General features: G+C 72.1%; 9 protein-coding genes. 6 read left to right on the top strand and 3 right to left on the bottom strand.

What is annotated here, in order from left to right; genetic code table 11:
• Positions 1-68 precede the first annotated feature (68 nt).
• Together RZ84_RS04010 and RZ84_RS04005 are read right to left on the bottom strand one after the other, a co-directional pair.
• Positions 69-2,342: a HelD family protein gene (locus RZ84_RS04010; RefSeq protein ID WP_052229768.1), complete on the bottom strand. Its 2,274-nt coding sequence runs from the start codon at positions 2,340-2,342 to the stop codon at positions 69-71.
• Positions 2,343-2,578: 236 nt separating this feature from the next.
• A complete protein-coding gene (locus RZ84_RS04005) occupies positions 2,579-3,445 on the bottom strand; it encodes a GNAT family N-acetyltransferase (protein WP_078894539.1) in 867 nt (288 codons plus the stop codon).
• Positions 3,446-3,689: 244 nt separating this feature from the next.
• Between RZ84_RS04005 and RZ84_RS04000 the strand changes: the two genes are divergently transcribed.
• From RZ84_RS04000 to RZ84_RS03990, 3 genes are all read left to right on the top strand, one after another.
• Positions 3,690-5,033: an erythromycin esterase family protein gene (locus RZ84_RS04000; RefSeq protein WP_052229767.1), complete on the top strand. Its 1,344-nt coding sequence runs from the start codon at positions 3,690-3,692 to the stop codon at positions 5,031-5,033.
• Between the two features lie 307 nt (positions 5,034-5,340).
• A complete protein-coding gene (locus tag RZ84_RS03995) occupies positions 5,341-6,624 on the top strand; it encodes a magnesium transporter MgtE N-terminal domain-containing protein (protein WP_241777561.1) in 1,284 nt (427 codons plus the stop codon).
• Entirely contained in the window at positions 6,621-8,480 is a 1,860-nt protein-coding gene (locus tag RZ84_RS03990) for an NRAMP family divalent metal transporter (RefSeq protein WP_241777560.1), read from the top strand. Before RZ84_RS03995 ends, RZ84_RS03990 begins: the two co-directional genes overlap by 4 nt.
• Positions 8,481-8,570: 90 nt before the next feature.
• On the opposite strand, the gene RZ84_RS03985 is transcribed toward RZ84_RS03990, so the two are convergent.
• Positions 8,571-9,290, bottom strand: coding sequence for a DUF4118 domain-containing protein (locus tag RZ84_RS03985; RefSeq protein WP_241777559.1), 720 nt, complete (start codon positions 9,288-9,290; stop codon positions 8,571-8,573).
• A 182-nt stretch (positions 9,291-9,472) separates the two neighbouring features.
• Between RZ84_RS03985 and RZ84_RS03980 the strand changes: the two genes are divergently transcribed.
• The 3 genes from RZ84_RS03980 (at position 9,473) to RZ84_RS03970 (ending at position 12,297) form a co-directional block, all read left to right on the top strand.
• Positions 9,473-9,964, top strand: coding sequence for a hypothetical protein (locus RZ84_RS03980; RefSeq protein WP_241777558.1), 492 nt, complete (start codon positions 9,473-9,475; stop codon positions 9,962-9,964).
• Positions 9,965-10,380: 416 nt separating this feature from the next.
• Positions 10,381-11,055: a TetR/AcrR family transcriptional regulator gene (locus RZ84_RS03975; protein WP_043263110.1), complete on the top strand. Its 675-nt coding sequence runs from the start codon at positions 10,381-10,383 to the stop codon at positions 11,053-11,055.
• 27 nt (positions 11,056-11,082) lie between these two features.
• The gene (locus RZ84_RS03970) at positions 11,083-12,297 is read left to right on the top strand and encodes an acyltransferase family protein (RefSeq protein ID WP_043263109.1); all 1,215 of its coding nucleotides are present in this window, start codon (positions 11,083-11,085) and stop codon (positions 12,295-12,297) included.
• Positions 12,298-12,391: the final 94 nt, after the last annotated feature.

Genomic DNA, 12,391 nt, shown 5'->3' with positions numbered 1-12,391 from the left:
CGGGCGCGGGCTGCCGCTGCGCGCTCGTACCGCGACAGCCCGCGCCACGTCATCGCGTCCCGCTCCGGTCAGCCGGCCGCCCCGGTGGCCGGCTCGGCCGCGCCGTCCGGTTCGGCCGGTTCGGCCAGTTCGGCCAGGCTCCGCGGCAGCGCCCCCGTGTGCAGCACGCCCAGGTGCTGCGTCGCCCGGGTGAGCGCCACATACAGATCGCTCGCCCCGAACTCGGCCGGTTCCACCACCAGTACGGTGTCGAACTCCAGCCCCTTCGCCTGCCGAGGATCGAGGATCACGACCGGGCGGGTCAGGTCCGGAGCGGGGCCGGCGGACGCCGCCGGCAGGGCGGCGGCCAGCGCCGCACACCGCGCCCGAGGTGCGATCACGGCGAGCCGCCCCTGCCCGGCACCGTGCCCGGTCTCGCGGGCCACCGCCTCCGCGACCGCTCGCGGCAGGTCCTTCGCGCGGTGCGCCCACGGGCGGACACCGGTGGCGCGGATCGACCGGGGCGGTATGAACGACGGGTCCGCGGCCCGCGGCACCCGTGCCGCGACCTCCATGACCTCGCTCGGCGTACGGTAGTTGACGGCGAGCCTGACGTGTTCCCAGCGGTCGTCGACGTAGGGCGCGAGGATGGCCTCCCAGGCGCCGCAGCCGCCCGGCTCCGAGGTCTGCGCCGGATCGCCCACCAGCGTCATCGAACGCGTCGGGCAACGGCGCATCAGCAGCCGCCACATCATGGCGGACAACTCCTGTGCCTCGTCGACGATGATGTGGCCGAAGGCCCAGGTGCGATCGGCGGCGGCGCGTTCCGCGGCGGTGCGGTGGTCGGCCTCCTCCTGCCGCTCGGCGAGCCGGTCCGCGTCGATCAGGTCGTGCGCGGCCAGCACCTCGGAATCCTCGTCGTCCCGGTCCTCGAACTCCTGGGTACGCGACCCGTACGACAGGTCGAGCACGCCCTGCGCATACGTGATCAGCTCCTGGCGCTCGGCCTCGGCGGCGGCCCGCGCCGCCGAGTCGTCCTCGCCCAGGAGTTCGGCCGCCTCGTCCAGCAGCGGAACGTCCGCCGGGGTCCACGCCCCTCCGGAACGCCGGATCGCGTCCGCGTCGGCGTCGGGGAGGTGCACCGGCTCGGCGAGGAAGTCGGCGACCAACTGCCGCGGGGTGAGGGCCGGCCACAGCTCCTCGATGGCACGGTGGACCTCGCCGCTGGTGGCGATGGCCTTGCCGAGCTGGGCGATGTCGTCCGGGCCCAGCAGGTTCGGGCCGCCGTAGGGGTCGGCGCCGATCCGTTCGGTGAGCTGCGCGGTGAGCGCGTCGATGACATGGAACGCGAAGTGCGGGCGCGCGAGGTTGTGCGGCAGCAGGGTCGCCCGCGCGCGCCGCCGGGCCTCGTCCGCGATCGCCGCGTCGAGGTGCAGTTCGCCGTCCTCGTGGTCGACGACGAGGGTGGGCTCGGGCAGCGTCTGCCGGTCGGCGACGAACCGCGCCAGGGCGTCCGCCATCGCCGCGCCGCCCTTGACCTCGGCGGCGCGGGGGGTGTCGGTGCCGGTCGCGGTCACGCCCGGGAACAGCTCACCGGGCGTCGCCAGCAGCACGCCGGTTTCGCCGAGCGAGGGCAGCACCTGGCCGATATAGCCGAGGAACGCCGGGTTGGGGCCGACGATCAGCACGGCGCGGCGGGCGAGTTGGGCACGGTGCGCGTACAGCAGATACGCGGCCCGGTGCAGCGCCACGACGGTCTTGCCGGTGCCGGGGCCGCCCTCCACGACGAGGACGCCGTGGTGCGGGGCGCGGATGATGCGGTCCTGGTCGGCCTGGATGGTCTGCACGATGTCGTGCATCCGGCCGGTGCGCGCCGCGTCCAGCGACGCCAGCAGGATCGCGTCCGCGTCCGCGCCTTCGTGGCCGGTGCGTTGGGCGTCGGCGAGGTCCAGGATCTCGTCGTGCAGCGCGGTCACCCGCCGGCCGTGCGTGGTCAGATGGCGCCTGCGCCGCAGGCCCATGGGGGTGTGCCCGGTGGCGAGGTAGAACGGCCGGGCGACATCGGCCCGCCAGTCGATGACCAGCGGAGTGCGGTCGGCGTCGTCCCGCCGGATACCGATCCGGCCGATGTGGTGGTCGCGACCGTCCCGGAATGCCAGCCGCCCGAAGCACAGCCCGTGTTCCCCGGCCTCGAAACCCGCCAGCAACTCGGCCTGTTCGGCGACCATCACATCGCGCTCCAGGCGCGCCTGGAACGTCCCGCCGCCCTGCGGCAGGGCCTCGGCCATGGCCGAACGCGCCCCGGACCGCAGGGTGTCGAGGCGTTCGTGGAGCAGGTCCACGAATTCCTGCTCCTTCCGCAATTCCTCGTTTGACAATTCAGCTCCACTCGAATATTCTGTGCTGCAGTAAGTGAATGTGGGATTCTTTGACGTATGCTTCTCTTGCGGCATGAAAACGCCCAATATGCGCAGAGAAAAGCCCCAGTTGTCAAACCTCGACCGTGAATTGGTCGGGGTTTTTCTGTTTCTCCGGCGGAGCGGGCCGGAGTTCGGACGGGAGTTGCCGAGCGGAGGTTTCCGCGGCAGAGTTCTCCGTTTCAGAGAAAGTGCCCGCCGGCCAGGTAGTTGGCGGGGACGGCCATGCCGCGTACGGCGAGATAGCCCTCCTGCCCGATGTCGAGACGGGCGGCGAGCCCCACATCGATCGCCCACTCGTTGGACGCGGTGATGCAGTTGACCAGAGTCCTGCCCTGTGAGGCGGCGAGTGCTTCCCACAGCAGCCGCTGTGCGGTCTCCGGATGCGCGGCGGCCAGCAGCGACGCCCGTCCTCGGTCGTCGATGTAGACGTACCCCGGCTTTCTCCGGTCCCGGGACACCATCAGCCGCAGGCTGTCGAGCAGATACCCGTGGTCGGGCCCGTGGCCCGCGACGCGCAGCCGCCGGTCCAACGCGTCCATCCACTCGACGTCGTCGGCCCTGCCCTCCCTGAGGCCGTCGACCGCGGGGAGCGTGGAGCGGTCGACGGTGCCCACCATCCGCATCTGCGGATGGAGCGAGAAACCGGCGAGCCGGTACCGCCGGGTGGCGCCCGGGTGGGCGCTGGAGAAGAAGATGCCCGCGCGCCCCTCGGCATGGGCGAGCGCGGCGTCCATGAGACGCTTGCCGATACCCTGCCCCTGATGGCTCGGCAGCACGCCGTAGGTCGCGAGATACCACAGGCGCTCCCGGTTCTGTGAGATCGCGAACCCCACGACGTCGCCGGATTGTTGGCGGCTGTCGACCGCTACCCAGCACCCGCCGGGATCCACGCGCAGAAGGAAGCGCATCCGCTCGACCCACTGCCGCGCGGCGGTCGCCGAACGCGGCTCCGGCTGTGGATCGCTGACTCTCCGGGTGGCGCGATCGGCCTCGAGGAACGTCGCCGCCGACGCCCGTTCCGTGAAGGGAAGGTCGTCCTCGCGCATCGGTCTGACCCGCACACCGTCCATACCGCCGGAACCCAACCACCGTTGAGGCCCCACCGCATCCCGTTTTCCCCGCCGTACGCGCCGAGTTGGGGCCGTGGTCGCCGGCTCCGCGGCGCCGTGCCCGATGTGTGGCCGTAGCGGGTGCGGCGGAAGTTCCAGCGTGTCCGCCCCTCGGTGATCCCATATTTGGTACCGTTCCCAAACTTGGTACTGCGCAGGACCGGCTTGAGAGAGGCTTGACGTGACCACCAACACCCCCATGGCATCCGCCCAGTTGAGCGACGAAGCGGTGCTGCCGCTGCGGACGCTGGACCCGGCGGAGCCGCTGGACGATCTGGAATGGCTGGACCGGGCGATCGGCGACGCCCGCGTGGTGGCGATCGGTGAGAGCGCCCACTACAACCGGGAGTTCTTCCAGCTCCGCCACCGGCTGCTGCGCTACCTGGTGGAGCGGCACGGGTTCAGCGCCTACGCGATGGAATCCGGGTTCGTCGAAGGGACGCTGGTCGACAACTGGGTCCGCGGCGAAGGCGACGCCGGCGCCGAACGGCTCGGCCACGTCATGGCGAACGGCATGACGTCGCTGATGGGAGCCTGGGCGCCGATGCGGGCCCACCTGGAGTGGATGCGGCGGCACAACCGCTCGGCCGCGCATCCGGTCGGCTTCTACGGGATCGACATGCCCGGCTCGATGGTCTCCCTGCTGCCCGGCCTCGACGCCGTGATCGCCTACCTCGCGCTGGCCGACCCCGAGTTCCCGGTCGACCCGGCCCTCCGGGAGACCGCCGCCGCCTTCTCGGTGCCCTCCGCCTTCGCCGCGCCCGCGGCCATCGCCGCCTACGGGGACCTCGCCCCGGAACGCCGCAACGCGCTGACCGCCGGCCTCGCCGACCTGATGGCGCACCTGACGAGCCGGCGTCTGGCCTACGTAGGGCGCACCTCCGCAGACGCCTTTGCGCGGGCGCGGCACGCGCTGCGCGTCACGGTCACCCTCGATGCGATGCTCCGCGAGATCGCCCGCGGAAACCGGGACGCGATGTCCCTCATCCGCGATGCCACGCTCGCGGACACCGTCGAGTGGGTGCTGGAGCGCGAGGACCGGATCGTCCTCGCCGCCCACAACGGACATGTGCAGCGCGCCCCGCACACCATGCCCGGTATGCCCGTCATGCCGATGGCGGGCGCGCATCTGGCCGACCGGCTGGGCTCGGACTACCTGGTCATCGGCACGACGACGGGGACCGGGCAGACCCTCAACACGGCGCCCGACTTCTACACCGGCACCCTCTTCGCCGACCTGGAGGAGGCGCCCCGGCCCGGCAGCCTCGACGCGCTGATGAACGCCGCCCACCGCGGCCCCTTCGCCGTCGACCTGCGCCGGCTGTCCGCGGCCGACACGGCCGCCGTGCGCAGCGCCTCCCAGCAGCGCTACGGCACGTACTACGCCGACCAGAGCCCGCCGGCGTCCTTCGACATCGTCGTCCATCTTCCTCACGTCACCGCCGCCGACCCCGAACCCGCGGCCCTGGCCGAAGCGCCGCAGGACGTACGGGAGCCGTTCGCCTGCTGGATGTCGATGGCGTGAGGCCGACGCCATGACCCGGGCCCACGACCCGAGCGCATGACCTGAGGGCGCCATCCGAGCCCCGCCGACCCCGGGAGGCGTCGCCCGGGAGATACGTTGTCCATGTGGCATTTCTCAGGAAATGCGGCAGTTTGCGTGAGACATGAGAAAGGGCAGCGGCGGTCGTCCGGTAGCTCCCGGCAGCGGCGGTGGCGCCGGCACGATCGATTCCGTACACCTCGGTAGATCCCGTACACCCCGGTAGGGCAGAGCGATGGCCGTCAGTCCGTCTTCGTCGAGACCCCCGGCACCTGAGGAGCGGGCGCCGGTGCTGCACCTGTCCGCGCTGGTCAAGCGGCCGGTGGCGGACCGGGGCGGCCGGGTGCTGGGGCGGCTGGCCGATGTGATCGTGCGGCTGCGCGGCGCGGACTACCCGATCGTCACCGGGCTGGTGGCCGGGGTCGGCGGGCGCGAGCTGTTCGTTCCCGTCGAGCAGGTGGACGCCTTCGACGGGGGCGGGCTCGTCCGGTTGGCGAGCGCCAAGGTGGATCTCCGGCCGTTCGTACGGCGCGAGGGGGAGGTGCTGCTCCGCGCCGATGTGCTCGGCCACCGGCTGATCGACGTGGCGGAGGCCCGGCTGGTACGCGCCTCGGACGTGGAACTGGCGTACCGCAACGGGCAGTGGCTGCTGTTCCGCGTCGACACCCACCGGCCGCGCCGGCTCCTGTGGGTCTTCGGGGAGCACCCGCACGAGCACCGGTGCCGGGACTGGAAGGGGTTCGAGCCGCTGATCGGGCATCGCCGCAGCGCGCTGGTGCGGCGCCCGTCGGTACGGATCCGGGGTCTGCGGCCGGCGGAGATCGCCGACCTGCTCGAAGAGGCGTCGAAGGACGAGGAGAGCGAGATCCTCGGGCACGTCCACCAGGACCCGGAACTGGAGGCCGACGTCTTCGAGGAGCTGGAGGAGGACCTGGCCACCCGCCTTCTCGGCGCCCGTACCGACGAGGAGATCGCCGCGGTGCTCGCTCGGATGCGCGCCGATGACGCGGCCGCCGCGATCGGCGCCCTGCCGCAGGGGCGCCGCCGCCTGGTGCTGGAGCGGCTGCCGGCCGGGCAGCGCGCCAAGGTGCTGACGCTGATGGGCTTCAACGCCGACAGCGCGGGCGGGCTGATGGGCATGGACTACCTGGCGGTGCCGGGTACGACCCGCGTCGCCGACGTCCTGACGGCCGTACGGGACTCCCGCCGGCTCCAACCCGAGGCGCTGACCAGCGCGTACACGACGGACGACGAGGGGCGGCTGACCGCGTCGGCCCGGCTGGTGGCGCTTCTCCAGGCCGACCCGGACGCCCGGCTGCACGAGGTCAGCGAACCGGACCCGGTACGCGTGGGACCCGACACCGACCTGGTGGATGTCGCGCTGCTGATGACGGACTACAACCTGATCACCCTGCCCGTCGTGGACGAGGACGGGGTGCTGCTGGGCCTCATCACCGTCGACGACGTCCTCGAAGCGATGCTGCCGGAGGACTGGCGGCGCCGGGAGGTCGCCCCGCCGCCCGACGCCCACCGGGCCACGAGCGCCCCCCGGCACCAGGAACGGTCGCCGTGAGCGGCGAGCACCGGCCGCCCGACCTGCCGCCCGACCGGCCCCCGCGGACGCCCGAGCCGACCCCGCGGCCGGAGCAGCCGCGGGCCCCCGCACCGGCCTCCCCGCCGGAGCGGCACCGGCCACCGGCTGCTGCGCCCCCGCCGAAGCCGCCGCAGCGGCCCGGGACCCCGCCGCCCGGCCTGCGGGCGGGGCCGCCGGCCGCGCCCGCAGGCCCCCCGAAAGCCTCATCGGCACGCCACCGGCCGCCGCCGGTCCACCCGGCCGCTGCCCCCGAGGGAGCCATCGAAGGCGCCCTGGGGCGCATCCGGCTCGACGAGGCGGACTCCGGCCGCAGCCTCAAGCGCCGGCTGCTCACCTTCCTGGCGATCGTCGGCCCCGGCCTGGTCGTCATGGTCGGGGACAACGACGCCGGGGGCGTCTCCACCTACGCCCAGGCCGGCCAGAACCACGGTTACAGCCTGCTGTGGGTGCTGCTGCTGCTCGTTCCGGTGCTGATCGTCAACCAGGAGATGGTGGTCCGGCTCGGAGCCGTCACCGGAGTCGGGCACGCCCGGCTGATCCTGGAGCGGTTCGGCAGATTCTGGGGCTGGTTCAGCGTCGCGGATCTGTTCGTGCTCAACTTCCTCACCATCGTCACCGAGTTCATCGGGGTCTCGCTGGCCCTGGGCTACTTCGGGGTCAGCAAGTACATCGCCGTGCCGGTCGCCGCGCTCCTGCTGGTGGCGATCACCGCCAGCGGGAGTTTCCGCCGCTGGGAGCGGGCGATGCTCGCGTTCATCGCCGCCAGCCTGCTGCTGGTGCCGCTGGCCCTGCTGTCCCATCCGCGCTACGGATCCGCCGCGTACCACCTGTTCGTGCCCGGTGTGCAGGGCGGCGTCTCGTCGAACGCGGTGCTGCTGATCATCGCGATCGTGGGCACCACGGTCGCCCCCTGGCAGCTGTTCTTCCAGCAGTCCAACATCATCGACAAGCGGATCACCCCGCGCTTCATCGGCCATGAGCGCGCGGACACCGTGCTGGGTTCCCTGGTCGTGGTCGGCGGCGCGATCGCGATCGTCATCGTCGCCGACTACGCGGTCCGCGGTACCGCCGCGGCCGGCCACTTCACGGACGCGCTGGGCATCGCCACCGCGCTGGCCGACCACAGCCGCGTCCTGGGGGCGCTGTTCGCCGTCGTCCTGCTGGACGCCTCGATCATCGGGGCCGCCGCGGTCACCCTGGCCACCAGCTACGCCTTCGGCGACGTGTTCAACCTGCGCCACTCCCTGCACCGGAGCTTCGGCGAGGCCAAGGCGTTCTACGCCAGCTACACCGGCATGGTCCTGGTCGCCGCCGCCGTGGTGCTGATCCCCGGCGCCCCGCTGGGCCTGATCACCACGGGCGTCCAGGCCCTGGCCGGACTGCTGCTGCCGTCCGCGAGCGTCTTCCTGCTGCTGCTGTGCAACGACCGGGCGGTGCTGGGCCCGTGGACCAATCCGCGCTGGCTCAACGTCCTGGCCTCCGTGATCATCGCGGTGCTGCTCATGCTCTCCGGCATCCTGGTCGCCACCACGCTCTTCCCGGCCCTGGACACCGCCCGGGTCGCCCTGTGGCTCAGCGTCCTCCTCGCCGTGGGGCTCCTCGCGGCCGGCGCCTGGCTCCGTACCGTCCACAGGCGCCGTGCCGCCGCCACCGCGGACATTCCCCGGATCCCGCGCGCCGACCGGGAGAGTTGGCGCATGCCGCCGCTGACCCTCCTCGAACCGGTCGTCTGGTCACCCGGACTGAAGCTCGGCATGGGCCTGCTCCGCGGTTATCTGGTGGTCGCCGCCCTGCTCCTGCTGGTCAAGGCCGTCCAGCTCGGGGGAGTGGGGTGAGCGGCCGGGCGGGGAGGCGCCACCGGTCGTCGGACGAGGCGGGACGCCGAAGTCCGCGCCGGCGCGCTCGATACGCCATCGTCCGGTGGGTCATTGCTCAGGGGTGCCGCGGCCGGCGGTGTTCAGGGCGGCGCCGGCCTGGTCGGCGAGAGTGACCGCGACGAGCCGGGCCTGGAGCGTCGGCCGGGCGTCGGGGGAGGGCTGGAGCATGAACCTGCCCTGGTAGCGGCCGTTGCCGATCGCCCGCAACTCGATCTCCTCCGGCGGCCAGCCGTGCTCGTCGACATCCCATTTCCTGCGGCCCACGGTCACACTGCCGTCCTGTTCCAGCCGGGGCGGGTGGCCGAGCAGCGTCCCGTACTCGAAGCGGCACGCCCGCAGCCCCAGAAGCTCGACCAGCTCGCGCCTGACGTGGTCGACCACCGCCTCCGCCGACGGCGCCGCCTGTGCCAGCTCGGTGGTCTCGTGGATCCGGCGCAGCTGCGCGGCGTCGGTGACGACGACCACCTGGAGCCGCCGGGCCCGGGCGGCCAGCTGGGAGACCGCCAGCCCCACCAGCACCAGCAGAATCGAGGTCGTGACATCTTCGGCACGGTCGATGCTGAAGCTCTCGTACGGCGGGGTGAGGAAGAAGTCGAACCAGGCCGCCGCGGACAGTGCCGACACCGCGCCCGCCACCCGGCTCCCGTTGGCCGCGATCGCCACCACGGCCACGACGAAGATCAGTGCCATGTTCGTGCTCGACAGGCTGTCGCGGAACGGCACCAGTACCAGCGCGATCAGCAGGGGGACGACTACGGCAGCACCCACCGCGATGCGGTCACGAAGCGGAAATCCGGTCACTCGGACACCTCCCACATCTCCTTACCACGGTATGCGCCCGAAATGACCGAATGCCGTACGGCGGGGCATCCGCTCCGGCCCCGACGCCCGCCCGCCACCGCACGCTGCCTGCCCCCTGCCGGTCCACCATGGAGGAGAGGGAGGTCCCTATGGCCGCGATGAGGACCGCACGGGGCCGCGGCGTCCCGGACAGGGGTGCCGCACCGCGCCGCTGGAGCCCCGAGATCGCCGCGACGCTGCTGGTCATCGCCGTGGGCGCCGCCGAGGTGGCGGTGCTGCGCCTCGCGCCGCCCGACGGGCGCCCGGTCATCAGCGCCGGGCTCCTCGGCGGTGCCCTGGCGGCCCTCCTGCTCTTCGCCGCCGTATGGCGCCGCCGGCACACACCGGCCAGGGAGGTCCACCACCCCGCGCTGCCGGAGGCGGGACCCGACGGGTGGTTCGGCGCGGACGCCCTCGAAGGCTTCCCCATGGAAGAGCTTCGCCCCTTGCTGCGGGCCCCCGACGCCCCCGACCTGAGTCAGCTCCAGACGGCCTGGATCCTCGTCCACCACGGCCACGACGCGCCCTGGATCTGCCACCACCTGGATCTCCCCCCTGCCGCCGTCCGCCTCCTCGTCGACGCCGCGCGCCAGCGGCAGTGATGCCTGCCCCGGCCGGCGGCGGCCGACCGGTCCGTGCCCGCCGGCGTCATCGACCCCGACCGGCAGCACGTCGCCCGGACCGCCGGCAGCGGGTCGTCGACCGCGCCACCGAATCCGGCGAGGGGTGGGATACGGGCCAACCCTGTGCAACTGCCACACACCGCGGCCCGGTTCAGGCTGGACAGGGAGGTGACCGGGCTTGCGGCAGGGCGTGGCTGATGACACGGCTCCGGCGTCCCGCTCGCCGGCCGTCGCGGCGACCCGCGCACGCCCCGCTGTGGCAGGTGCTCAGCCCTCTCCCGCGCCCACCGCGTACCGGCTCCTGACTGCCGCTCAGCCCGCGCCGCGCGGGCCGCGCCCCGCCGTCGTCGGAGATTCGCTCGACATCGACTGGCCGGTCGGCTAAATTTCCGGCCATGCGGTCAGAAAATAATCCAAGTGGCCAGTCCGGCCACGTGGAGAGCGGGGCGGCGATATCGGACTCGGAGCGCTCTCTCATCGAGAAGGTGCGCCGTGCCCAGATCATCGAAGCCGCCATCGACGTCATTGCGGCACGGGGGTTCGCGAAGGCCTCCATGGCGCAGATAGCCGAGCGGGCCGGCGTCAGCAAGGGCGTGATCTCGTATCACTTCGCCGGCAAGAACGAGTTGATCGAGCGGACCGCTGAGCAGGTCCACGAAGGTCTCGAAGCCTTCGTGGCGTCCCGGCTCGCAGGGCAGACCGGAACGGCCGACTGGCTGCGCGTCTATGCCGGTTCGGTGGCCGAGTACATGTCCGGCCACCGGATCCAACTCGCCGCGCTCGGTGAGATATTCACCCACTTCCGGACCGGTGACGGCAATCTGCGATACGGCATCGCCTCCAGCGAGCGGATCTACACCCGCGTGGAAGCGGTCTTCCGCGAGGGGCAACTGCGAGGCGAGCTACGGCCGTTCGACACCCGCGTCATGGTCGTCACCCTTCAGGCCGGCATCGACGACATGTTCGGCTACTGGATCACGCATCCCGACCACGACCTGACGGCCCACGCTCGCGAACTCGCCGACCTGTTCTGGCATGCGACCCGAGCGGACAGCCGGCCCGGCCCCTGAAAACACACATGGAACTGGGGAATTTCGATGGCACACGATGCAGAGCGCACGGCTGCGCCCGCCGGCGCCGCGGGGCCCACGCGCTTACGCGTGTACTACGTCGACAACCTGCGCATCATCCTGGTGGCTCTGCTGGTGGTGGGCCACGCGGCCGTCACCTACAGCAACATCCCCATCTGGTACTACACCGAGCCCGCCAAGGACGGGTCCGGACGGCTCCTGGACGCCTACATCATCTTGAACCAGTCGTACGGGTTGGGCCTCTACTTCATGATCGCCGGATACTTCACCCCGGCGCCCTACGACCGGAAGGGCCCGCGTCGCTTCATCCGGGGCCGCCTGAAGCGCCTCGGCATCCCGCTCCTCGCCTTCCTGCTGCTGATCCGGCCCGTCACGGACCTCGGCGGGTACTTCCACCAGCGGTCCGTCCTCGCCGCACACGGTGAGCCCCTCCCGTACTGGCTCTACTACCTGGTGAGTTGGGACCCGGGCCCGCTGTGGTTCGTCGAAGTGCTCCTGGTGTTCGTCCTGCTTTACGCCCTGGTACGCCGCCGTTCCCGCCGCCGCCCGGCAACGCCCGGCGCGACGACCGACGAGCCGACGCCGATCCGGACGCAGTCTCCGGGCTCCACGGTGACTGCGCCGAGGCCGCGCGGCATCGTCCTTTTCACCGCCGCGCTCGCCCTCGCCACCTACCTCTGGCGCATCCTCGTACCGAACGGGACCTATGTCCGGTTCCTCGGACTGCCGAGCCCCGGCTTTCTGGTGCAGTACGTGAGCTTCTTCGTTGTCGGCCTCCTGGCCTACCGCCGCGGCTGGCCGCAGTCCTTCTCCCGCCGCGCGGGCTACCTCGGATTCGCCGTCGCGTCCGCCGCGACCCTCGCCTATATCCCCGTCGTCGCCATGGTGGGGGAGAGCACGACGTACGGGTACGGAACGTGGCAGTCACTCGTCGCCGCGGTGTGGGAGTCGACGTTCGCGGTGGGCATCATCATCGGTCTGACCGTGCTCTTCCGCGAACGCTTCAACCGCCAGGGCCGTAAGGCCGCGTTCCTCTCCCGGCACGCCTTCGCGGTCTTCGTCCTCCACCCGCCCGTGCTCGTCGCGCTCGCGTACGCCTTCCGCTGGCTGCAGGCCCCGGCCGTCGCCAAGTTCGCCGTGGTCGCCCTCCTGGCTCTGCCGGCGTGCTGGGCGGTCGCCTATGTGGTCTGCCGCCTCCCGCGCGTCGACCGGGTGTTGTAGGGCCCCGGCCGGAGCGGTGGAGGTGGTCGGCCTGCCGGGCCGGGTGGGCCCCCGACCCGGGCAGGCCGCGTCGCCGGTGCGGAGAACCGGGCCG

The sequence above is a fragment of the Streptomyces sp. CT34 genome, assembly GCF_000805335.1.
GTDB lineage: Bacteria > Actinomycetota > Actinomycetes > Streptomycetales > Streptomycetaceae > Streptomyces.
This window is presented reverse-complemented; position numbering and strand designations above follow the sequence as displayed.